Source organism: Streptomyces niveiscabiei, from assembly GCF_033794345.1.
In the GTDB taxonomy this organism is placed as follows: domain Bacteria; phylum Actinomycetota; class Actinomycetes; order Streptomycetales; family Streptomycetaceae; genus Streptomyces; species Streptomyces niveiscabiei.
Map to the genome: position 1 here is coordinate 1 of NZ_JARAYJ010000067.1, position 22,432 is coordinate 22,432.

Here is a 22,432-nt window from a genome sequence, read left to right on the forward strand (position 1 = left end):
CGTGAGCGCCCTCGGTGAGCCTCAGCTCGTCCGGCTCCTGGACGGCACGGAAGAGGCGGACGCGTCACCGCTGACGGACTGGCGGACCGAGTACGGCGGTGTCCGCAACGTCCAGACCGGCGAGATCGAACTCCCCACGCCGACCTTCCCCCCCTGCCCCTACGAGAACTGCCCCGACTGCAAGCGGGAGGCGGCTCATGGTGACCGCTGAGCACATCGGGAAGACCGTCACGGACGGCGTACGCACCGGCGTCCTCATGGCCATCTGCGAGGACGTGGACGAGAACCTGCTTCCCGCGTACCGCAAGCCGATTCCCATGGCATGGGTACGGCCCGAACGCGGCGGTATCGAGTGGAACGCGCGGCCCTCCACGCTGGAACTCGCATGAGGGCCGTGTGCACCGTCGTGGTGGTTCTCGCCGCGGCCGTGTGGACCCTCGTCGTGGCGTGGGCCGTCGCCCGTTTCACGACCTGACCCCCTCAAGCGACCCCGCCCGTTGCGTCATTCCCCCCGAGACCGACGGGCGGGGTCTTCCTCAAAGCGCACGTGCCCCCCACGTCACCCGGAAAGCCCCCGGTCCGATTCACTGCGCAGCACGCAGAACTCGTTCCCCTCCGGAGTGGAGCCGGTTCTTGCCCCGCTTCGGCTCGGGCACCTGGCTGAAGTAGAGGACCAGGCCCGTCGGGAGGACGACCTGGGTCTCGTGGTCGCCGGGCTCGGCCTCCACCGTTCCCCCGGTCACCAGACCCCAGAACCGCGCCAGCGCGTACGCGTCCGCGCAGTCGACCGCCACGTTCTGTACTACGGAAACCACGGCACTCCCTACAACGCCACCAGCTTCACAGCCCCGTACACGACCGCCGCCACGACCCCCGCCGCGGGCATCGTGATGAACCACCCCAGGATGATGTTCTTGGCGACGCCCCAGCGCACCGCGTTGATGCGCTTCGTCGCGCCGACGCCCATGATCGCGGAGGTGATGACGTGGGTCGTGGAGATGGGCGCCTTGAAGAGGTACGCGGACATGAACATGATCGACGCGCCGGTGGTCTCGGCGGCGAAGCCCTGCGGGGGGTCGAGCTCGATGATCTTGCGGCCGAGGGTGCGCATGATGCGCCAGCCGCCCGCGTACGTACCCAGCGACAGCATGACCGCGCACACGATCTTGACCCAGACGGGGATCGGGTCGCCGGCGTCCTCGACGTCGGCGATGACCAGGGCCATCACGACGATGCCCATGGTCTTCTGGGCGTCCTGGAGGCCGTGGCCGAGGGCCATGCCCGCGGCGGAGACGGTCTGGGCGATGCGGAAGCCGCGCTTGGCCTTGTGCGGGTTGGCGCGCCGGAAGATCCACAGGATCGCGGTCATGACGAGGTAGCCGACGACGAGCCCGATGACCGGCGAGAGGAACATCGGGATGACGATCTTCTCCAGGACCCCGTGCCAGTAGACGGTGGTCCCCCCGGCGAGCGCGGCGCCGACCATGCCGCCGAACAGGGCGTGCGAGGACGAGGAGGGCAGCCCGAAGTACCAGGTGATGAGGTTCCAGACGATCGCGCCGACGAGCGCGGCGAAGAGGATCCCCATCCCCTTCGACCCCTCGGGCGTCTGGATGATCCCTTCGCTGACGGTCTTGGCGACCCCGGAGCCGAGGAACGCGCCCGCGAGGTTCATCACGGCGGCCATCGCGAGCGCGGCGCGCGGCGTGAGCGCGCGGGTGGAGACGGACGTGGCGATCGCGTTGGCGGAGTCGTGGAAGCCGTTGGTGTACGTGAAGAAGAGCGCGACCAGGACGGTCACGACCAGGGCGAAGGTGTCCACGACGGCTCAGGACTCCTTGACGGCGATGGTCTCCACCGTGTTCGCCACATGCTCGAACGCGTCGGCGGCCTCTTCGAGGACGTCGACGATCTGCTTCAGCTTCAGCACCTCGATGGCGTCGTACTTGCCGTTGAAGAGGTGGGCCAGCAGTTTGCGGTGGATCTGGTCCGCCTGGTTCTCCAGCCGGTTGACCTCGATCCAGTACTCGGTGAGGTTCTCCATCGTCCGCAGGTTCGGCATCGCCTCGGCCGTGAGGTCCGCGGCCCGCGCCAGCACCTCGATCTGCTGCTCGACGCCCTTGGGGAGTTCCTCGACGTTGTAGAGGACGACGAGGTCGACGGCCTCCTCCATGAAGTCCATGATGTCGTCGAGGCAGGACGCGAGGTTGTAGATGTCCTCGCGGTCGAACGGCGTGATGAACGAGGAGTTCAGCTGGTGGAAGATCGCGTGCGTGGCATCGTCACCGGCGTGTTCCGCGGCCCGCATACGCTCTGCGATCTCGGCCCGGCCGGCGGTGTCCGCCCCGAGCAGTTCCATCAGGAGTTTCGAGCCGGTGACAATGTTGTCCGCGGACGCGGCGAACATGTCGTAGAAGCTCGTCTCCCTGGGGGTCAGACGAAAGCGCACGTGGGGTCCTCGGTATGCATCGGTTTCGGTCAGGCTGATGCTAAGCGCATCATCCGGTCAGGGCTAAGGGGCCGTCCCCAGTGTCGCCCATCAGGCACAGTGACCAGCACGGGGTGGGACCAAGACCCCTATACCCAGCAAACTTGGCTACGATATACCCACTAGGGGTATACAAGACGAACCGGAGGACGCGATGACGACCACGCAGGCCGAGGAAACGCCCTCCGAGGAGACCGCCGTCGAGCACACGGCGCACGCGACGCACGGGTACCACAAGCAGAAGGACGAACACCTCAAGCGGCTGCGCCGGATCGAGGGCCAGATCCGGGGCCTGCAACGCATGGTCGACGAGGACGTCTACTGCATCGACATACTCACCCAGGTCTCCGCGTCCACGAAGGCCCTCCAGTCCTTCGCCCTCCAGCTCCTGGAGGAACACCTCCGCCACTGCGTCGCCGACGCGGCGCTCAAGGGGGGCGACGAGATCAACGCGAAGGTGGAGGAGGCGACGAAGGCGATCGGGCGGATGATGCGTACGTGACGGCCGCGTACGGGCCTGCCGTGTACGGGGCCCGCCGCGTACGTGACGATCGTCACCGGGGCGGCTCGCCCTCCGGCATCCCGTCGTCCCGCACCCGCACCACCCTCAGCACCTCGTCGATCGAGTCCAGGCTGAGCCGCTCCCCGGCCGCCGAGGACGCCGCGATCATCAGCTCCCCGCACAGCTCGATCTCGGCGAGGGCCACGTGGTCCTGCACCGCCGTCCCGCCCCCCGGAGCCACCGCACCTCACCTCGTCCCTGCTGACGCCGAACCCGGCTTCCTAGAGTAGGCAGCGGCCCACGCACGGCGCATGGCACGGACGGGCTAGTTCTTGCCCACCCGACGACCGAATCCGCCACAGCCCTCTCTGCTCACACGAGTACGCGGCCGAACCGGGCGCCCCGCCCCGATGTCAGACCCCGCTGGCAGCATCGCCCCCATGCCCACCGCCCGCACCACCCCACCACGCCCCCTCGACATCACCACCCTCGTCCCCGCCCTGACCCCCCTCGCCCGCACGGCCACCCGCCTGCACCCCCGCCCCGGCTCCCCGACGGTGCACGACAGCTCGGTCGGCGGCCCGCTGCTGTGGCCGACGCGTCACCAGTGGCCGCACTGCGAGAAGTGGCACGAGGGCGCGAGGCAACCGATGATCCCGGTGGCCCAGCTGTACGTCCGCGACGTACCGCAGCTGACGGCGCCCGGGAAGACGGACCTGCTCCAGATCCTGTGGTGCCCGTCCGAGGAGCACGCCCCGGACTACAAGCCGACGACGTACGTGTTCTGGCGGACGGCCGCCGACGTCACCCAGATCCTCACCGCCCCGCCCCAGCCGTCCGATCCGACCACCTGGTACGTCCCGGAGCCGTGTGTGCTCGCGCCGGAGCGGGTCACCGAGTACCCGCACATCCTGGAGCTGACCGAGGAGCTGCGGCGGGCGATCGCGGAGGAGCCCGGGGAGGAGGTCTACACGGACGAGCTGTCCACAGCTCCGGGCTGGAAGGTCGGCGGCTGGACGAGATGGGGCCTCACCGACCCGGTCCCCCGCTTCTGCGTCCACTGCGGCACAAGGATGACCCCGCTGCTGACGATCGCCTCGCACGAATGGCACCCGGACAACAGAACCTGGATCCCGTACGAGGACCAGGCCCCGGAAGCCGACGCGAACCCACCCGGCGTCACGGTCATCGACGCCAACCACCTACAGCTCTACGTCTGCCCGAAGCACCCCACCCACCACACCGACCTCGTCCAGTGACGGTGACGGTGACCGTTCACTCCGCGATCGTCCCCGCGTAGATGTCCCGCGACTCCGGCAACCGCACGACAGCCGGCGCCCCGAAGTCGTACAGCAGCACGGTGGACGCCACAGCCACCACCCCCGCCCGCCCGCTGTTGACGAAGCTGAACCGGTGCCGGACTTTCCGGATGCGGCCCTGGTCGTCGAGGTACACGTCGAAGGGGACCTCGGCGGTGGCGAACCCCTCGGCCGCGGCGGCGAGGGAGGCCCGGTTGCCGGGCGTCGCGCCGCGCGCGGCGAGCGCGAGGTCGGCGGTGCCCCGGTAGTGCCGGACCCCGACCCCGGCGACATCGCCGCGCCCGACGTAGGACGCGGCCCGCACCCCCCGCAGCAGTTCGGCGGCGGCGAACGGATCGGTGGCCCCGCCGGTGACGAGGTTGCCGTCGGAGAGGGTCGCGGTGTCGACGCGTACCCATTTGTCGGCGGGCACCCCGGCGCCCCGGTTCTTCATGAACAGCGCACCCGGCGCGAGGAGTTCGGTGATCGGCCGGTGCTCGCTGACCCCGGACGGGTCCTGCGGGAGGACGACCTTCAGCTGACCGAGCTGCCGCCGGTAGTCGTACACCCCCTCCCCCCGGATCGTGACGCGCGTCCCGCCGGTCGCCATCTCCATGGACGTCTGCGCGCGGGAGCTGCCCGCCGCGAGCAGGGTGTCGGCGGCCCGGTGCAGGGTCCCGACCGGGTCCCCGGCGGGCGCGTCCTCCGCCGCCGCGCCACTGCTCACGCACCCCGTGGCCCCGGCCACGACTCCGGCCACCAGCCCCGCGACGGCCACCACACCGCCCCGACGGTCCTTCATCTCCTGCCTACCCCCAGATCGCGGGCCCCCGTTGTGGCCCTGTTCAACGATCCGCACGTACCACCGTCACGCTCACCCGCGCCTGGAGAACCCTTTACCGGCGGTGGGTACCGTGGAGTACGTGACGCAACCGGACGGCACCCGCACCCCCTCCGGCGACCATCTCGCCAGCACCGTCGACCAGGGCCGCTTCTGCTTCGCCCGCTGCACCTGCGGCTGGCGCGGGCCCGCGCGGCGGGCGAGAAGCCTGGCGCGGACGGACGCGGAGACGCACGCGAAAGGCTGAGCCCAGGCCGGGGAACCCCTCGTTCCGGGAACTCGTCTCGTTCGACAGGCACCAAGCGTTCGACAGGCACAAAGCCGCGTTGGACAGGCACAGAGCCGCGACGGAGGGCGACACCATGGAACGGCGCATGTTCATCGGCGGCGCAGCCGCACTGACCGCGGCGGCGGCGACCGGCTGCCGGTCCACGACGACCGGCAGCCCCACCCCCTCGTTCGCCTACACCTCGCTGACCGGCGCCCCCACCGACTGGAAGGCCCTCGCGAGCGACCTCGACGGCCTCCTCGTCCGCCCCGGCGAGGCCCAGTGGGCAGCGGCCCGCCAGCTGTACAACACGCGCTTCGACACCCTGAAGCCCACGGCGGTCGCGTACGTCGCGCACACCGAGGACATCCGTACGACGCTGGCGTTCGCCCGCGCCCAGAAGCTGAAGGTCGCGATCCGCAACGGCGGCCACTCGTACGCGGGCTGGTCGTCCGGCGACGGCCGCCTGATCGTCGACGTGTCCAAGCTGAACCGCGTCCGCGTCGGCGGGGGTACGGCGGTCGTCGGCGCCGGGTCGAAGCTGATCGACGTGTACCGGGCCCTGCTCGCGAAGGGCGTCACGATCCCCGCCGGCTCCTGCCCGTCCGTCGGCGTCTCCGGCCTGGTCCTCGGCGGCGGCCACGGCGTCGTCTCCCGCGCGTACGGCCTGACCTGCGACAGCCTCACGCAGGCCACGATCGTCACGGCCGACGGCAAGCAGCTCACCGCGAACGCGAAGGACAACCCCGACCTCTTCTGGGCCCTGCGCGGCGCGGGCAACGGCAACTTCGGCGTGGTCACGGAACTCCAGTTCAAGACCCACGCGGCCCCGCAGGCGGTCACCGGCTACGTCACCTGGTCCTGGTCGAGGGCGGCGGCGGTCCTGCGCGCCTGGCAGGAGTGGGGCCCGGCCCAGCCGGACGAGATCTGGTCCGCCCTCAGCTTCTCCAACTCCCCCGGCGGCACCCCCAGCGTCTCCCTCGCCGCGTTCTCCCTCGGCACGTACGGCGAACTCCAGAACGCGATCGACCGCCTCACCGCCAAGGCGGGCGCCCCCAAGTCGGTCTCGCTGCGCCGCCGTTCGTACGCGCAGGCGATGGAGGGATACGCCGGCTGCTCCTCGTACACCAAAGCGGCCAGCTGCCACCGCCCCGGCACCCTCCCCGGCCGCGACCCGGGCGGCAAGCTGGGCCGCGAGACGTACACGGCCCGCTCGGACTTCTACGACAGGTCCCTGCCGGAGGCGGGCGTCCAGACCCTCCTGAAGCAGATGCGGGCGGTCCAGGGCGGCGCGGGCAGCATCGCCCTCACCGCGCTGGGCGGCGCGGTGAACCGCGTCTCCCCCACGGCGACGGCGTTCGTCCACCGCCGCTCCCGCTTCCTGGCCCAGTACATCGCGTCGTGGAAGTCCGGTACGCCGGGCACAGCGGCACAGTCCTGGCTGAACGCGGCCCACAAGGCGATGCGGCCGTACGCGTCGGGCGCGGCGTACCAGAACTACACGGACCCGACGCTGACGGACTGGCGGAAGGCGTACTACGGGGACGCGGCGCCGAAGCTGGCGAAGGTGAAGCAGAAGTACGACCCGGCGAAGTTCTTCACGTACCCGCAGGGCATCTGAACAGCGAAAAGGAGGGGCGCCCGGATCGGGTGCCCCTCCTTTTCCCTGCTTCTTCCTCGCTCAAGCGGCCAGGTCCCGCTCCCCGACCTCCGTCCGCGCCCCCGGCACGAAGGCAACCCGAGCGGCGCGGCTCCGCACCAGCCACCCCACCCGCGGCGACCGCTCGATCGCCTTGAGGACCGGCGTCAGCATGATCGAGGCCAGCGGGGAGAGGAGCAGCGCGACGGCCGTGCCCAGGGCGAAGCCGCCGATGACGTCGGTCGGGTAGTGGACGCCCATGTAGACGCGGCAGAACCCTTCGAGGAGCCCCAGGACCAGCCCCCACACCCCGAAGCGGCGGTTCGCGACGAACAGGGCGACGCCCATGGCCATCGTGATGGTCGCGTGGTCGCTGACGAACGAGAAGTCCGTCTTGCCGGAGACGAGGACTTCGAGCCCCTGGTGGTCGTTGAACGGCCGGGGCCGCTCGACGAAGCCCCGGATCGGGACGTTGACCAGGACGGCGACACCGGCCGCGAGCGGCGCCCAGACCAGCGCGGCGACGGAGGCCGCCGCCTCCTCGCCGGACGCGGCACGGCGCCGTACGGTCAGCCAGCACCAGACGATGAGCAGAACCATCGCGAACAAGAGCCCGTATTCACCGACGAACCCGACGATTTCGTCGACCCAGTGCGGTGCGTCCTTGGCGAGGCCATTGATGTCGTACAACAGCTCGACATCGGGGTTGGATCCGGAATCGGCGAGTCCAGCCATGGTACTGCGGCCCCTTCGTCGTGGTTGTCTCAACAGGAACGCACGGCCCCGCTTACAACGTTCCTGTCTCCACTGAATGATCACTGAGACGTTATCGAAGGGAGACGCGCCAACTCTCCGCAGGGCCGGATTTAAGGAACCCTCACCCGTTTTCAGACATTCGTCGGCAGCGCTTTCGCGCCATCCGCGGTGACCCGGGTCGCCCCGAAGTAGTCGGGGGTGTCGATCGGGTCGAACCGGATGACGGCCCCCGTACGGGGCGCGTCGATCATGTACCCGCCCCCGACGTAGATCCCGACGTGCCGGATGGCCCGCGAGTTCGTGAGGTCGTCGGAGAAGAACACCAGGTCACCGGGGAGGAGTTCGTCCCGCGCGGGGTGCGGCCCGGCGTTGTACTGGTCGTTGGCGACGCGCGGCAGTTCGATGCCGACGCTTTCGTACGCCGCCTTCGTCAGCCCCGAGCAGTCGAACCGCCCGCCGTCCGCCGCGGTCCCGTCGCCGCCCCACAGATAAGGCGTGCCGAGTTTGTTCTGCGCGTAATTGATCGCCCCGGCGGCCTGCTCGGACGGCGACACCCGCCCGACCGGCGCCGCGAAACTCTCTTCGAGGGTGGTGATGGTCTTCACGTAATTCCGGGTCTCGCTGTACGGGGGTACGCCCCCGTACTTGATGACCGCGTACGCGCCCGCGTTGTAGGCGGCGAGCATGTTGTGCGTGGCGTTCCCGGGCACGTCCTTGACGTATTTCGCGAGCTCGCAGTCGTACGCGGCGGCGGACGGAATGGCGTCGGCGGGATCCCAGACGTCCTTCCTGCCGTCCCCGTTCCCGTCGACACCGTGCGTCGCCCAGGTGCCCGGAATGAATTGCGCGATTCCCTGCGCGGCGGCGGGGCTCTGCGCCCGGGGATTGAATCCGCTCTCCTGGTACAACTGCGCGGCGAGCAGCGCGGGATTGATCGCGGGGCACATGTTGCCCCACTTCTGCACGAGCGCGGAATAAGCGGCCGGCACGGACCCCTTGGCGAGCGCCTTGGCCCCGCCGCCGACCCCGTTCGCCATGTTCCCGGCGACCAGGTACACCCCGACGACGAGCACCATGACGAACGCGAGCCCGGCCCCGGCGACCACGGTCACCCAGATCCACGCCTTACGCACCGTCAACCGCCCCTCGCCGGCCGGGAGTCACCGCGCGTCAGTCTACGGCGGCGACCCGCCGCGCACGGGTAAGTCCGCCCCGGTCACAGACTGTCCATCGCGAGGGCGTTCTAATCCCGGCCGCCACAGGGTTCGTCGGCCTCGTGCGGGACACCGCAGCGGCGGCAGCGGACGTCGGGGACAGGGCCCGCGTCCGGCTTCACGGCGGCATCCTGCCGGTCCCAGGATCTGCCGGGGACACGGCGCGGAAGAGGGGTGCGGAGGGCGGTCGTACGAAGGCGGGGCGTGGGGGACAAGACCTTCTCTATCCAGCGTTCAGGACACGCGATACGGCACACGATCGTACGCCCGTCACCGCTGCGCCTCCTCGTACAGAGCCGCCGCCTCCGCGCCCAGCACGACGCTGTACGACACGTCGTCCGTGTCCCCGCCCTGCTCGTGCCCGCCGAGCACGCCGACGACCTCGTGGTGCCCGTTCACCCAGGGGCTGCCGCTGGTCCCCGCGCTGAACCGGGGGCACTCGATGCGCTGCTGCGTACGGCTGTGCGCGGCCGGCCGGTTGGTGCAGGTGATCGCCCGCTCGGAGGTGTCCGGATAGCCGGTGACGGTCACGGGCGAGGCGCCGGTCGCGGTCCGGGGGGCGAAGAGGTTGCCCCCGACGACGTCCTCGATGTTCCTGTGCCCGGCGTCGGGGGCGAGGGCGGCGAAGGCGATGTCGCTGTCCTCGCTCTGCTCCTTGGCCCACCCGGCGGGCAGGAAGCTCTTGCGCACCTTCCAGATCCCGTAGGGCGCCTTGCCGTCCTTGTACCCCGGCACGAACACGAACCCGGAGCCGTCGTCCCCGCCGAAGCAGTGGGCGGCGGTCACGATCAGGTCCCGCGCCTCGCTCTCCACCACGGACGCCGTACAGAAGTGCTCCCCCTCCGGCTTCCCCACGTCGTCCGCGTAGAACAGCGCCCCCACCCGCGCCGCAGCCGCGGCGGCCTCGCCCTGCGCCACCACCGTCACCCCCAGCGGCCCGCCCCCGTCATCGGCGACAGCCGCCGACGCCAGGACACAACTCCCGGCCATCAACACCGTCGCGCCGAGCAGCGCGAACCTTCGGTTCCCCTGGGGGCGGGTGCGGTTCATCGGGGCCACTCTGGACCATCAAGGTGAGAAAAACATCAACCCGAGCTGTCGAACGGCTACCGACGGCAGGCTGCTCACGCGTCGCCCGGCACCCCGGCCCCCACCGGGAACCCGACGCCGGTCAGCTCCTCCGACAGCGTCCACAGCCGCCGCGCGGCCTGCGCGTCGCTCGCCGCGCCCGTCCGCCCGACCAGCGTCGGGGCGCCCCGCAGCTCGCCGAGGCCGTCGGGGCCGACGTAGCTCGCGCCGGGCAGGTCCTGGGTCGCGGCGTACAGGGTGGGGAGGGCGCCCGCCCGGTCGGACTGGGCGAAGAGGCGGTTGCCGACGGCCATGACGCCGCGCATCACCGGGTTGCCGTGGTGGCTCTGGAGGTTCGTGGCGGACCAGCCGGGGTGCGCGGCGAGGGCGCGGACGGGGGAGTTCGCGGCGGTCAGGCGGCGCTGGAGCTCCAGGGTGAACAGGAGGTTCGCCAGCTTCGACTGGGCGTAGGCGCGGACGGGGGTGTAGCCGGACGTGAGGTTGACGTCGTCGAAGGCGATGCGGCCCGCCCGGTGCGCGCCGGAGGAGAGGGTGACGACGCGGTCCTCGACGTACGGCAGGAGGAGGTTGGTCAGCGCGAAGTGGCCCAGGTGGTTCGTGCCGAACTGCGTCTCGAAGCCGTCCGCCGTGCGGCCCTCGGGGACCATCATGACGCCCGCGTTGTTGACGAGGACGTGCAGCGGGCGGGCGTCCCAGTCGCGCGCGAAGTCCCGTACGGAGCCGAGGTCGGCGAGGTCGAGGCGGCGGACCTCGGTGCTGCCGTTCAGCTCTGCCGCGGCGGCCCGCCCCTTCTCGACGTCCCGCACGGCGAGGACGACGTGCGCGCCGGCGCCCGCGAGGGCTCGCGACGCGGTGAGTCCGATGCCGCTGTTGGCGCCGGTGACGACGACGGTACGGCCGGAGAGGTCCGGCATACGGTCCACGTTCCACTTGCTCTGCTCGGTGTCGGTCATGCACCCAATGTAGACGCCGCCAACAATGATGGCAACGACAACATGGAACGGGTTCCGCGCTACGATGACGGTCATGTCCGCGTCGTCCGGGAACCGCCCCTACCACCACGGAGACCTCCGCTCCACGCTCCTGCGCAGCGCCGAACGCACCCTGCGCGAGAAGGGCGCCGCCGCCCTCTCCCTCCGCGAACTGGCCCGCACGGCCGGCGTGAGCCACGCGGCCCCCAGCCGCCACTTCAAGGACAAACAGGCCCTCCTCGACGCGCTGGCCCTGGACGGCTACGACCGCCTCAACACGGCGATGGAAACGGCGAACGACCCGACGCTCCCCCTGGAACCCCGCCTCACCTCCCTCGCCCGCGCCTACCTCACCTTCGCCATCGACCACCCCGAGCTCCTGGAGCTCATGTACACCCGCAAACACGAACCGGACTCGGCGGCCCAGTTCACCGGCGCCGTCGACCGCTCCCTCGCCACATTCCTCACCCTCGTCACCGACGCGAAGTCCACCGGCGAACTCCTCGAAGCGGACCTGGCCAGCATCATGCTCCTGACAGCCGCATCCCTCCACGGCCTCGCGGCCCTGGTCGCAGCGGGCGCATACCCGGCGGAGGAAGTCCTGGCCCACCTGAACACCCACATCCACCTCCTACTGGAGGGCCTCAGACCGAGGTAGAAGCCAGCCCGACACCCCCTCCACCCGCGCCCCCGCCCTCCACCACCCGCGCCCCCACCACCCGCACCACGAACCCACAAGGCACCCGCCCGTCCTCCCCCACCAGATCCCCCACAGCCCCCAGAAACTCCCGCCGCACCCCCTCGACCTGGCCCGCGCTCAACGGCCCCAGGTCGTAGACCCCCGCCAGCGACTCCCAGACCTCCGCCAGGCTCCCCCCGATGTCGATGGCGACGCTCTCCCAGGTCACCTCCCCGAAGCCGGCCCCGCACAGCACCGCCTCCACCCCCTCCCGGTCCCGCACCCGGCGATCCCCGAGCGCCGGAATCCCCCCGGCCGGCAACCTCCGCAGCACCTGGACGAACCGCTCGTAGGCCTCCCCGCCCACCGCTCCGCCCCCGATCACGCAGGCGAACACCCCGCCGGGCGCCAGCACACGGGCCGCCTCGGCCGCGACGGTCTCCACGTCGGCCATGAGCATGAAGGCCATGTGGGAGACGACGGCATCGAACTCCCCGTCGGGGAAGGGAAGTTCCTGAGCGCGCCCCACCTCGACGTCGAACCCCCGCGCGCGGGCGAGCCGAACCGCCTCCGGTGACAGGTCGATCCCGGCGAGCCGGCGGCCCGGGGAGCGGAGCAGCTCCAGCAGGACCCCGTCCCCGCAGCCGAGGTCGAGCACGCGCCGGGCGCCGGACACCCGGTCCCGCAGCAGCTCGTAGCTGGACCGCCCGTCGGGCCCCCGCCCCCGGGCGAACGCCTCCCCTGTCACACCGGGCCGCCCGGCGTGAAAGCCCCGCAGAAACGCCTCCTGCGCTTCAGCACTCACCCTTGCCCCTTTCGTAACGCCCGCGTTTCCCCGGTCAAGCCCCCACCATCCCAGGGCAATCCCTGAACCCCGTTCAGTAACGCGGAAGTCAGGATTCCGCCACCTGTCTTGTTTGTCGCGTACCCAACAAGTCACAGTCGTCGCCGGGCCGCCGCCCACACCCCCACGTCACCCGCACCGCCCCTGAACACCCCACCTCCAGGAGGCAGTACCTTGCGTACGACCGACAACACCCCTGCCACATCCGGCAGATGGCGCCGCACAGGCGGCGCGGCCTTCGGTACCGCCGCCCTCCTCCTCGCGGGCCTCGGCACAGCGGCCCACGCGAACGCGGCGACCCCGGCGGCGAGTTCCCCCGTCACCTGGACGGCGACCCCCTGCTCGACCCCGAAGCACGCGGGCGACCTGACGTGCAACTCCTTCCGCGTGACGGGCGGCGTGACCGCGTTCTCGAAGGAGAAGGCGGCGAAGTCGCACAGGGGCGCGGCGCTCACCCCGAAGGCGGCCAGCGCCACCCCGACCGGCTTCGGCCCGAGCGACCTCCAGGACGCGTACGGCCTCACGAGCGCGGCGGCGAACAACGGCTCCGGCGAGACGATCGCGATCGTCGACGCGTACGACGACCCCAACGCGGAGGCCGACCTCGCCAAGTACCGCGCGAACTACGGCCTGAGCGCCTGCACGACGGCCAACGGCTGCTTCAAGAAGGTCTCCCAGACCGGCTCGACCACCTCGCTGCCGACGGCGGACAGCGGCTGGGCCCAGGAGATCTCCCTGGACCTGGACATGGCCTCGGCCATCGCCCCGAACGCCAACATCCTCCTGGTGGAGGCGAGTTCCTCCAGCATGACCAACCTCGGCACCGCCGTGAACGAAGCCGTCAAGCTGGGCGCCAAGTTCGTCTCCAACAGCTACGGCGGCTCGGAGTCGTCGAGCGACACCTCGTACGACTCCTCCTACTTCAACCACCCCGGCGTCGCGATCACCGTCTCCGCCGGCGACGAGGGCTACGGCGCCGAGTACCCGGCCGCGTCGAAGTACGTGACCGCGGTGGGCGGCACGGCCCTCAAGACCGCGTCGAACACCCGCGGCTGGACCGAGTCCGTGTGGAACACGTCGTCCACCGAGGGCACCGGCTCCGGCTGCTCCGCGTACGACGCGAAGCCGTCCTGGCAGACCGACACGGGCTGCTCGAAGCGCGCGATCGCCGACACCTCGGCCGTCGCGGACCCGGCGACGGGCGTCGCGGTGTACGACTCGTACGGCGTCACCGCCGGCTGGTACACCTTCGGCGGCACCTCCGCCTCGGCCCCGATCATCGCGGCCGTCTACGCCCTCGCCGGCACCCCCGGCAGCGGCGACTACCCGGCGTCGTACATCTACGGCGCGGCCGGCACCTCCGCGCTGAACGACGTCACCAGCGGCTCGAACGGCACCTGCTCCGCCGGCGCGAGCTACCTGTGCACCGCGGGCTCCGGCTACGACGGCCCGACGGGCTGGGGAACCCCGCAGGGACTGGCCGCCTTCACCGGCTGACCGGCCGTCGACAACGGGCCACGGCTTTCGAGCCGTGGCCCGTTCGTGTTACGAGCGTGAGAGCATCGGGAAAGTGTCTCAACGACAGAGGCGCCGACAGGTTCCGCAGAACCACACCCCACGGTTCCGCGCTCACCTCATTGCCCGGCGTGACCTGCCGTGATACACAGAGTGACGATACGAACCATTCATACGAATCCCACCCGTCAATGCCGCCAAGTCGACATACCCAGGCGGCATTGTCGGTGACAATGACTCCCGACCCCTGCGCACGGCAGCGGGCCACGAACGGAACTACCCACCAGGGGCGGTGACTTACATGCTCTTCGCAGCCGACAAGGGCGACATCAACACCATCATCGGCGGGATCGCTCCGGACTGGGGCCCCTTCGGCAGCCTGGGTACCGAGGCCAAGACGATGATCCAGGTCGTGATGGCCTTCGCGATCCTCATCTGCCTCGGCATCGCCGTCTGGGGCGCCGCGAAGCAACGTATCGGCGCCACCGCCCTGCGGGACACCTTCAGCGCGGAACAGGGCAAGGGGCTGATCATCGCGGGCCTCACCGGAGTCTTCATCATCGGCTCCCTCGGCACGCTGTTCACGATCGTGTACGGCATGGCCGTCTAGCCCCTCCCCCTTCCCTCCCCCTCCCGGCTGAGGTTGCGTCCCCCTGATGTCGAGTCACCACACCGCGCCCGCGCGGCAACCAGCACGGCTACCGTCGTACCGCACCGCGTTCTCCCACGACGCCCACGCCGCATACGACGCAGAGGGGGCGCACGCCGCATGAGTCCCGCCGACGAGCCCGGCCACGACACCTCCACCGGTGGCTACGCGGGTACCCGCACCCGCTACCCCGAAACCGAGCCCGCGCGCCGGCCCGCCCGCTCCTCCTCCCGCAGCCTCGTCACGGTCGTCGCGGTCGTCGTCGTCCTGATCTCGGCGATCGCGTTCGCGAACCGGGGCAACGGCGACGGATCGGACGCCACCGGCGGCTCCGGCGGCGCGTCCGGCACGAAGCCGCAGGCGGAGTCGACGGCGGCGACCGGCACGAAGCCGGTGCAGACCAAGACGGGAACCATCCCTACGGGATACGCGCGCACCAGCCAGGGCGTTCAGTCGGCCGCCGCCAACTACGCGGTCGCGCTCGGCTCCACGGCCATGTTCAAGAAGGCGAGCCGCGACGAGCTCGTGAACACCCTCTACACCCCGGCCGAGGCCGCACGGCTCATCCCGGAGTTCGACAAGGCGTACAACACCGGCTTCCTCGCGAACGCCGGCCTCGACGCGAACGGCGACGCCCCCCGGGGCAGCACCTTCGTCTCCCGCACCGTCCCCATCGGCACGACGGTCACCGCCTACACCGACACCGCGGCCACCGTCGCCGTCTGGTACATGGGGCTCAACGGAATGTCCGGCACGACCTCGACGAACCCCGTCAGTTCCTCGTGGAGCACCTGGACGTTCCAGCTCCGGTGGACGGACGGCGACTGGAAGGTCGCCTCCCAGAACAGCGTCTCCGGGCCCGCCCCGGTCCCCGGCGACAACCGGGCCGCCGGCTCCGACGAGATCAGCAAGGCCATCGAGGAGTACGGAGGGTTCACGTATGCCCGGTAAGCCCGGCAGGCCCGCGCTCCGGCTCGCCGGAGTCCTCGCCGCCGTACAGACCACGGCCGTCCTGCTCTCCGCCAGAGCCTTCGCCGCGCCGACACCGACGCCCACCCCGACGCCGACGCCGACGCCGACGCCCTCCAACGACCAGTGCCGGAACATCGTCGGCGACGCCAAGGAGATCTGCGAGCGCGGCACCGGCGGCGGCACCAACAACACCACCACCCCCGGCGTCTCCGACACCCTCGACCCCCTCTCCTCCCTCGCCAAGGGCTGCGCCGACGCCGCCTCCTGGACCGTCAAGAAGCTCAGCGAGGCCGTGAAGGAGACCGCCAACGTCGACTTCACCAACGAGAAGTTCCTCCAGCAGTACGCGGTCGTCTTCGCCGCGTCGACGGTCCTGACCCTCGTCCTGTGGCTGCTGGCCGTCGCCAAACGCGCGGTGCGCGGCGTCCCCCTCGGCACCGCGATCTCCGAGGCCGTCGGGTTCCTGTGGCTGACGGTCCTCGCCTCCGCGTTCACGCCGCTGATCCTCTACACCGTCGTCTCCGCGACCGACGGCATCACGGACGTCCTCGCCAAGGCGACCGGCGACCAGACGGACACGTTCTTCGGCACGTTCTCCACCGCCCTCGCCAAGGGCGAGAACATCGGCGGCGGCCCGATCATGCTGATCGTGGTCTCCCTCGTCTCGGTCCTCGCCGCGGGCATCCTCTGGCTCGAACTGGTCATCCGTACGGCCCTGCTGTACGTCGGCGCGCTGCTCGGCACGGTCGTGTACGCCGGTCTCGTGGACAAGAACCTCTGGGGCCACGTCCGCCGCTGGGCCGGCGTCATGATCGCCGTGATCATGGTGAAACCGGTGATCGTGATCGTGCTCGGCCTCGCCGGAGCCCTCTCCGGGGACGACGGCCCCGACTCGTTCTCGGCGATCGTCTCGGGGCTCGCGATCATCCTGCTGGCCATCTTCGCCAGCGCGATGATCTACCGCTTCGTCCCCGGCTTCGGCGACGAGATCGCCGCGTCCCGCAACAACCGCATCATGCAGGGCGCCGAGAGCAAGGCCGCGGCCGTCATCTCGTCCCCGGCGACCCTCGTCGCGCAGGGCATCAAGACGCACAGCACCCGCGCCAACGACGGTGGCGGCGGCGGGAATTCGTCGTCCAGCAGCACACCCCGCCCCGCCAACCCCGGCTCCGGCGGCATCGCCGCGCACGGCTCGCGCCCCGCGAACGGCGGCGGAGGGGGCGCAGCCGCCGCACCCGCCCCGCGCACCGGCAGCCCCCTCAACACCCCGCACGCCAGCAACAACCGCACGGGAGGTGAAGGGCGTTGACGACCGAGTCCCACGTGTCGCACCCGATCGCGCCCCGCCGTACGTATCTGATCGGCCGGGCCCGGCCGAACGCGATCGTCGGCAAGAACCGCGAGACCGGAGAGATCGCCCTCATCATCACGGGCGCCTTCCTCGGCATGATGTGCGGTCTGCTCGTCCCCGTGCTCGCCCTGCGGATCGTGCTGCTCACCGGCTTCCCGCTGATCGCCCTGATGGCGGTCTACGTGCCGTACAAGCACCGCACGTTCTACAAGTGGTTCGAGATCAACCGCAGTTACAAGCGCAGCCTGCGCAAGGGCACCGCGTACCGCAGCTCGGCGATGGAGGCCGGCATCTCGCTCGACGGCCGCGAGGTCGAGATCGGCCCGCCCCCCGGCATCGGCCGCATCACCTGGCTGTCCGCGCCCTTCGGCCCCGACGAGATCGCCGTCCTCCTGCACGCCGACCGCCGTACGGTGACGGCCGCGATCGAGATCGAGGGCCCCGGCGTCGGCCTGCGCGACAGCGAGGACCAGGAAGCCCTGGTGGACCGTTTCGGCACCCTGCTCAAGCACGTGGCCAACGGCGACGGCTTCGTCACCCGCATCCAGATGCTCGCCCGCACCCTCCCCGCCGACCCCGACGCACACGCCAAGGACGTCGCCCAGCGCGGCGACGACAAGGCCCTGCCGTGGCTCCAGTCCTCGTACGACCAGCTCCAGTCGATGGTCTCCACGAGCAGCGAACAGCACCGCGCGTACCTCGTCGCCTGCATGCAGTACAGCCGTGAACTCGCCGCCGAGGCCCACGCGATGGCCCGCGCCGCACGCCCCCAGGCGGGCCGCAAGGTGGACCGGGACGCCGGGCTCGCCGTCGTCATGGCACGTGAGCTGACCGACATCTGCTCGCGCCTCCAGGAGGCCGACATCCGCGTCCGCCAGCCCCTCGGCCAGGGCCGCCTGTCGTCGCTCATCCACTCCATGTACGACCCCGACCACCCCATCGACCACATCCAGGCGATGACCAAGCGCAACGCCTGGCCGGCCGAGCTCGACGCCATGGAGCCGACGTACCTCCAGGCCAAGACCCGCGAGTCCTCGACCCGCGCGCCCTGGTGCCACTCCACGGCGTGGATCAAGGAGTGGCCGATGACCCCGGTCGGCGTCAACTTCCTCGCGCCCCTGCTCGTCCACACCCCGGACGTGATCCGCACGGTCGCCGTGACGATGGACCTCGAACCCACCGAGGTCGCCATCGAACGCATGCTGACGGAGAAGACCAACGACGAGGCCGAGGCGTCCCGCCAGGCCAAGATGAACCGCACCCTCGACCCGCGTGACGTCGCCGCGAACTCCCGCCTGGACCAGCGCGGCGAGGACCTCGCGAGCGGCGCGGCCGGCGTCAACCTGGTCGGCTACATCACGGTCTCCTCCCGCTCCCCCGAAGCCCTCAACCGCGACAAGCGGACGATAAGGGCCTCGGCCGGAAAGTCGTACCTGAAGCTGGAGTGGTGCGACCGCGAGCACCACCGAGCCTTCGTCAACACCCTCCCCTTCGCCACCGGCATCCGGAGGTAGGCCCAGATGCGGGACCCTCTCTCCCTCCTCACCGACGCCTTCACCGCCTTCCTCTTCGGCAAGGTCGAGACGACCCGCCTCCCGGTCCGCACCTCCACCGGCCAGGCCCAGGCGGTCTATCTCCCCACCGCCGCACCGGGGCTCGGCGACTCCGGCGTCATCATCGGCCGCGAGGTGTACTCCGGCAAGGGCTACATCTACGACCCCTTCCAGCTCTACGGCCAGCAGCTCCCGGCCCCCCACTGGCTCGTCCTCGGCGAATCCGGCAACGGCAAGTCCGCCCTCGAAAAGACGTACGTCCTGCGCCAGTTGCGCTTCAAGGACCGCCAAGTCGTCGTCCTGGACGCCCAGGGCGAGGACGGGGCGGGCGAATGGAACCTCATCGCCCGCGAGCTGGGGATAACTCCCATCCGCCTCGACGCGATGGCCGCCCTCGACGACGGCATCCGCCTCAACCCCCTCGACCCGGCGATCACCACAACAGGCCAACTGGCCCTGCTGCGCACGATCATCGAGGTCGCCATGGGCCACGGCCTCGACGAACGCTCCGGCTTCGCGCTCAAGGTCGCGCACGCGTACGTCAACGAGACGATCGTCGAACGCCAGCCGGTCCTCTCCGACATCGTCGAGCAACTCCGCCACCCCGAACCGGAGTCGGCCGAGGCTATGAACGTCGCCATAGACGACGTACGGGCCTGGGGACTCGACGTCGCGCTGGTCCTGGACCGTTTGGTGGACGGCGACTTGAGGGGCATGTTCGACGGCCCCACGACCGTCGGCATCGACCTCGACGCCCCGCTCATCGTCTTCGACCTCTCCCACATCGACCGCAACTCCATCGCCATGCCGATCCTCATGGCGATCGTCGGCGTCTGGCTCGAACACACCTGGATCCGCCCCGACCGCAAGAAGCGCATCTTCCTCGTCGAAGAGGCGTGGCACATCATCAACAGCCCCTTCGTGGCCCAGCTGTTCCAACGCCTGCTGAAGTTCGGGCGGCGCCTCGGGCTGTCCTTCGTGGCCGTCGTCCACCACCTGTCCGACGTCGTGGACGGGGCGGCGGCCAAGGAGGCCGCGGCGATCCTGAAGATGGCCTCGACACGGACGATCTACGCCCAGAAGGCGGACGAAGCGCGAGCCACCGGGCGGGTGCTGGGGTTGCCACGGTGGGCGGTCGAAATCATCCCGACCCTCACGCCGGGCATCGCGGTATGGGACGTCAACGGGAACGTGCAGGTGGTCAAACACCTCGTCACCGAGACGGAACGCCCCCTCGTCTTCACGGACCGCGCGATGACGGAATCCTCCTCCGACGCCGCGGACGACGCGTTGCGCGCCGCCGAACTGGAGGCGGAACAACGGGCCGCGGCCTTCATGGAACAGCACATGGCCGACCTCGACGGCACGGAATCCACGGTGGCGTGACCCATGCCGAACCCTCGCCCCAGACAACAAGGCGGCGTCCCGGACAGCCTGCTCCTCGGGACACTGGCACTGCTGCTGGTGGTGACGGTCCTGACGTGGACAGCAACCGGCCTCTCCGCCCTGCTGTCCCACGGCTCCTGGCCCGCCGGCCTGACCTTCATGCGTACGCCCCTCGCCCTACGCCACCTCATCTCCCACCCCGACGACCTCGCCGGCGCCTGGCCCGACACACCGCCGGACGACCTCTCGGGGTACGGCCTCTTCTGGGGCCTCTTCATCGGCCTGCTGATGATCCTGCTGACCCTGACCTTCTTCGGCCTCGGGACGTGGGCTCGGTGGAGGATGGTCCGGGCGAGGAAACGGGAGAACCGGCTGGCGGCGCGGGGGAAAGCGGCGGCCACAGGGCCCTCCAAGCCACCCCTGACCAAACCCGAACCGAACAACGACAGTTGGGCATTTCCGCCCCTGGCGGAGGGCGGCGAGGGCGGCACGGGCGAGAGGCCGCCCACCAAGCCGCAGTCACCCGCTACCTCACAGAACCCCCCACGAACCTCAGGGACGCGGGAAACCCCGCCCCCAGCCCCAACGAACCCGCACCCACTCCACCCCACCCACCCAACTGCGGCCAGCCAGCCGCCCCCCACCGGCCCGCACCCGCTCGACCCCGCCCACCCAGCTGCGGGCAGTCGTGCCGCTAGGGGCGGCACGGGTGGGCGCAGCGGCACCCCGCCAGCGCGGGCGAGCGAAACGCCCCCCACCCCAGCCCCCACCGGACCCGCACCGCTCCTCCAGGCCGCCCCCCGGGACTCCCGCCTCCACATCGCCACCCAGGCCCTCCAGGACGCCCCCGGCCCCGCCCTCGTCCTCACCTCGAACCCCGCCCTCTGGCACACCACCAAGGACGCGAGGGCAAAACTCGGCCCCACCCTCCTGTACGACCCCACCCACCTCTGCGACACCCCGTCCCGCCTCCACTGGCCCCCCATGACGGGCTGCGAGAACAAGGAGACGGCGATCGCGAGGGCGACAGCCCTCCTCGCCCCCACCCGCCCCACCGCGAAGATCGACCAGGCAATCGCGGACACGGCCCACACCCTCCTCCGCAGCTACCTGCACGCAGCAGCGCTGGAAGGCCGAACGATCAGACACGTACACCGCTGGAGCCAGGGCACACACGTCCAGGAAGCGGTGAAGACACTGCGTACGCACCCGAAGGCGGCCCCAGGAGCAGCAGGCGAACTGGAAGCGGCCCTGACGGCCCACCCGGAGCGCAGGGACATCGCCCAGGAGCTGACGACGAGAACCCTCGCGTCCCTGTCGACGGTGAACATCAGAGAAGCCTGCACACCAAACAGAACAGACGCCGTCACCCTGGATTCCTTCATCCACGAGACGGGCACGCTCTATGTAGTGGGCGACTCGATCGAGGACCCCCGCACGAACCCCGGCGCGATGCCGCTGCTCACGGCTCTCGTCGCAAGCGTGGTCGAGCGCGGCCGGCGCATGGCCGAACGGTCATCCTCCGGTCGCCTCGACCCACCACTGACCCTGATCCTGGACGACGTCGCGGCCACGGCCCCGATCCCAACGCTCCCGGACCTCCTCCGAACAGGAGAAGCACAGGGCCTCCCCACCCTGGCCCTGGTCCGCTCGGAGGAACAGGCGAAGTCCCGCTGGCCGGACAGCCCCCTACCGTTCTGAGGGCCGCGGGTAGACGAACTCCAGCTCGTTCTCACCGTCGTGGCCTTCGATGGGTACGACGACCCCGGTGGGTACGAACCCGATCCGCTCGTACGCGGCAACCGCCCGCGAGTTCTCCCGGTGCACGAGCAACCGCACACGGTCCAGCCCGATCCCCCAGGCCCACTCCAGGGCGGCCCGGAAGAGCGCGCCGACCACAACCCCGCCCCCACGCACGGCGGGCCGCACATACACGCCCACGACCTGCCCCTGCCGCTGCTCGACGGGCAACCCGGCCCAGTCGACCCCACCGGCCTCCTCGACGAGCACGGCAAGCCCCCCGACCCACACCCCGTCCGCCCCCACGGCGACGAACTGCCGAGCCCCGGCAGCCCCATCAGCACACCCTTCGGCCCGCTCCTGCCAGAAGGAGTCGGGCAGCTTCACAGCGCTGTCGTACGTCTCGAAGAAGGCGAGCGGCGCGGCGGGGTCCTGGAGGGCGGCGAGCCGGAACTCCCGCATCGCGGGCCACTCGTCGGCGTGTATGGGGCGTACATCGAATTCGTTCATGCAGGTCACGGTAGCCGTAAACGCAGAAAACCCCCGCACCATTAACGGTGCGGGGGCTCCCCACAATAATTGTTCGGCGGCGTCCTACTCTCCCACAGGGTCCCCCCTGCAGTACCATCGGCGCTGTAAGGCTTAGCTTCCGGGTTCGGAATGTAACCGGGCGTTTC

General features: G+C 70.4%; 24 protein-coding genes, 1 rRNA gene and 1 pseudogene. 14 read left to right on the forward strand and 12 right to left on the reverse strand.

Annotation, left to right across the window (positions count from 1 at the left end):
* Window position 1: 1 nt before the first annotated feature.
* Window positions 2-211 (forward strand): hypothetical protein, encoded by a 210-nt coding sequence (locus PV682_RS42445; RefSeq protein ID WP_319738044.1) that lies wholly within the window; start codon window positions 2-4, stop codon window positions 209-211.
* Window positions 198-389: a hypothetical protein gene (locus PV682_RS42450; RefSeq protein WP_319738046.1), complete on the forward strand. Its 192-nt coding sequence runs from the start codon at window positions 198-200 to the stop codon at window positions 387-389. The genes PV682_RS42445 and PV682_RS42450 overlap by 14 nt, the downstream gene beginning before the upstream one ends.
* Before the next feature lie 170 nt (window positions 390-559).
* Here PV682_RS42450 and PV682_RS42455 read toward each other — a convergent pair.
* The 3 genes and pseudogenes from PV682_RS42455 to PV682_RS42465 form a co-directional block, all read right to left on the reverse strand.
* A pseudogene (locus PV682_RS42455) lies at window positions 560-815 on the reverse strand (VOC family protein).
* 8 nt (window positions 816-823) lie between these two features.
* A complete protein-coding gene (locus PV682_RS42460; protein WP_319738049.1) occupies window positions 824-1,822 on the reverse strand; it encodes an inorganic phosphate transporter in 999 nt (332 codons plus the stop codon).
* Between the two features lie 6 nt (window positions 1,823-1,828).
* Complete coding sequence (locus tag PV682_RS42465) at window positions 1,829-2,449, reverse strand: DUF47 domain-containing protein (RefSeq protein WP_055721076.1); 621 nt, start codon at window positions 2,447-2,449, stop codon at window positions 1,829-1,831.
* Window positions 2,450-2,642: 193 nt separating this feature from the next.
* Here PV682_RS42465 and PV682_RS42470 point away from each other — a divergent pair, with 193 nt between their 5' ends.
* Window positions 2,643-2,990 (forward strand): metal-sensitive transcriptional regulator, encoded by a 348-nt coding sequence (locus tag PV682_RS42470; RefSeq protein ID WP_319738050.1) that lies wholly within the window; start codon window positions 2,643-2,645, stop codon window positions 2,988-2,990.
* Window positions 2,991-3,042: 52 nt separating this feature from the next.
* Here the strand turns inward: PV682_RS42470 and PV682_RS42475 are convergent, their stop codons facing one another.
* On the reverse strand, window positions 3,043-3,231 hold the full coding sequence (locus PV682_RS42475) for a hypothetical protein (protein WP_319738051.1): 189 nt from the start codon (window positions 3,229-3,231) through the stop codon (window positions 3,043-3,045).
* Between the two features lie 199 nt (window positions 3,232-3,430).
* Between PV682_RS42475 and PV682_RS42480 the strand changes: the two genes are divergently transcribed.
* Window positions 3,431-4,249 carry a hypothetical protein gene (locus PV682_RS42480; RefSeq protein ID WP_319738052.1) on the forward strand — a complete coding sequence of 273 codons (819 nt, stop codon included), beginning with the start codon at window positions 3,431-3,433 and terminating at the stop codon, window positions 4,247-4,249.
* 16 nt (window positions 4,250-4,265) lie between these two features.
* Here the strand turns inward: PV682_RS42480 and PV682_RS42485 are convergent, their stop codons facing one another.
* Window positions 4,266-5,090, reverse strand: a complete 825-nt coding sequence (locus PV682_RS42485) for a hypothetical protein (protein WP_319738054.1) — start codon at window positions 5,088-5,090, stop codon at window positions 4,266-4,268.
* A gap of 121 nt (window positions 5,091-5,211) precedes the next feature.
* Here PV682_RS42485 and PV682_RS42490 point away from each other — a divergent pair, with 121 nt between their 5' ends.
* Both PV682_RS42490 and PV682_RS42495 read left to right on the forward strand, forming a co-directional pair.
* Window positions 5,212-5,376: a hypothetical protein gene (locus tag PV682_RS42490; RefSeq protein ID WP_319738057.1), complete on the forward strand. Its 165-nt coding sequence runs from the start codon at window positions 5,212-5,214 to the stop codon at window positions 5,374-5,376.
* A 115-nt stretch (window positions 5,377-5,491) separates the two neighbouring features.
* Window positions 5,492-7,018 carry an FAD-binding oxidoreductase gene (locus PV682_RS42495; RefSeq protein ID WP_319738082.1) on the forward strand — a complete coding sequence of 509 codons (1,527 nt, stop codon included), beginning with the start codon at window positions 5,492-5,494 and terminating at the stop codon, window positions 7,016-7,018.
* A gap of 60 nt (window positions 7,019-7,078) precedes the next feature.
* Here the strand turns inward: PV682_RS42495 and PV682_RS42500 are convergent, their stop codons facing one another.
* The 4 genes from PV682_RS42500 to PV682_RS42515 form a co-directional block, all read right to left on the reverse strand.
* On the reverse strand, window positions 7,079-7,771 hold the full coding sequence (locus tag PV682_RS42500) for a phosphatase PAP2 family protein (RefSeq protein WP_319738058.1): 693 nt from the start codon (window positions 7,769-7,771) through the stop codon (window positions 7,079-7,081).
* A 152-nt stretch (window positions 7,772-7,923) separates the two neighbouring features.
* Window positions 7,924-8,931, reverse strand: coding sequence for a C40 family peptidase (locus PV682_RS42505; protein ID WP_319738059.1), 1,008 nt, complete (start codon window positions 8,929-8,931; stop codon window positions 7,924-7,926).
* Between the two features lie 345 nt (window positions 8,932-9,276).
* Entirely contained in the window at window positions 9,277-10,056 is a 780-nt protein-coding gene (locus tag PV682_RS42510; RefSeq protein ID WP_319738061.1) for a trypsin-like serine peptidase, read from the reverse strand.
* Window positions 10,057-10,130: 74 nt separating this feature from the next.
* Window positions 10,131-11,048: an oxidoreductase gene (locus PV682_RS42515; protein WP_319738062.1), complete on the reverse strand. Its 918-nt coding sequence runs from the start codon at window positions 11,046-11,048 to the stop codon at window positions 10,131-10,133.
* Between the two features lie 64 nt (window positions 11,049-11,112).
* Here PV682_RS42515 and PV682_RS42520 point away from each other — a divergent pair, with 64 nt between their 5' ends.
* Window positions 11,113-11,724, forward strand: coding sequence for a TetR/AcrR family transcriptional regulator (locus PV682_RS42520; protein ID WP_319738063.1), 612 nt, complete (start codon window positions 11,113-11,115; stop codon window positions 11,722-11,724).
* On the opposite strand, the gene PV682_RS42525 is transcribed toward PV682_RS42520, so the two are convergent.
* Window positions 11,711-12,550, reverse strand: coding sequence for a class I SAM-dependent methyltransferase (locus PV682_RS42525; protein WP_319738066.1), 840 nt, complete (start codon window positions 12,548-12,550; stop codon window positions 11,711-11,713). The two genes, PV682_RS42520 and PV682_RS42525, sit on opposite strands and share 14 nt — an antisense overlap.
* 213 nt (window positions 12,551-12,763) lie before the next feature.
* Here PV682_RS42525 and PV682_RS42530 point away from each other — a divergent pair, with 213 nt between their 5' ends.
* The 7 genes from PV682_RS42530 to PV682_RS42560 all read left to right on the forward strand — a co-directional run bounded on the left by PV682_RS42530 (window position 12,764) and on the right by PV682_RS42560 (window position 21,716).
* The gene (locus PV682_RS42530; protein ID WP_319738068.1) at window positions 12,764-14,086 is read left to right on the forward strand and encodes a S53 family peptidase; all 1,323 of its coding nucleotides are present in this window, start codon (window positions 12,764-12,766) and stop codon (window positions 14,084-14,086) included.
* 319 nt (window positions 14,087-14,405) lie between these two features.
* Window positions 14,406-14,714 (forward strand): hypothetical protein, encoded by a 309-nt coding sequence (locus tag PV682_RS42535; RefSeq protein WP_010355696.1) that lies wholly within the window; start codon window positions 14,406-14,408, stop codon window positions 14,712-14,714.
* 159 nt (window positions 14,715-14,873) lie between these two features.
* Window positions 14,874-15,704, forward strand: coding sequence for a hypothetical protein (locus tag PV682_RS42540; protein WP_319738071.1), 831 nt, complete (start codon window positions 14,874-14,876; stop codon window positions 15,702-15,704).
* The gene (locus PV682_RS42545) at window positions 15,694-17,034 is read left to right on the forward strand and encodes a hypothetical protein (protein WP_319738073.1); all 1,341 of its coding nucleotides are present in this window, start codon (window positions 15,694-15,696) and stop codon (window positions 17,032-17,034) included. The genes PV682_RS42540 and PV682_RS42545 overlap by 11 nt, the downstream gene beginning before the upstream one ends.
* Window positions 17,031-18,590, forward strand: a complete 1,560-nt coding sequence (locus PV682_RS42550) for an SCO6880 family protein (protein WP_319738076.1) — start codon at window positions 17,031-17,033, stop codon at window positions 18,588-18,590. The genes PV682_RS42545 and PV682_RS42550 overlap by 4 nt, the downstream gene beginning before the upstream one ends.
* A 6-nt stretch (window positions 18,591-18,596) precedes the next feature.
* Entirely contained in the window at window positions 18,597-20,015 is a 1,419-nt protein-coding gene (locus PV682_RS42555; RefSeq protein ID WP_187748783.1) for an ATP-binding protein, read from the forward strand.
* A 3-nt stretch (window positions 20,016-20,018) separates the two neighbouring features.
* Window positions 20,019-21,716 carry a type IV secretory system conjugative DNA transfer family protein gene (locus tag PV682_RS42560; RefSeq protein ID WP_319738079.1) on the forward strand — a complete coding sequence of 566 codons (1,698 nt, stop codon included), beginning with the start codon at window positions 20,019-20,021 and terminating at the stop codon, window positions 21,714-21,716.
* Here the strand turns inward: PV682_RS42560 and PV682_RS42565 are convergent.
* Both PV682_RS42565 and rrf read right to left on the reverse strand, forming a co-directional pair.
* Window positions 21,705-22,265 (reverse strand): GNAT family N-acetyltransferase, encoded by a 561-nt coding sequence (locus PV682_RS42565; protein WP_319738081.1) that lies wholly within the window; start codon window positions 22,263-22,265, stop codon window positions 21,705-21,707. The two genes, PV682_RS42560 and PV682_RS42565, sit on opposite strands and share 12 nt — an antisense overlap.
* Before the next feature lie 71 nt (window positions 22,266-22,336).
* Window positions 22,337-22,432 (reverse strand): 5S ribosomal RNA (gene rrf / locus PV682_RS42570); the annotation flags it as partial.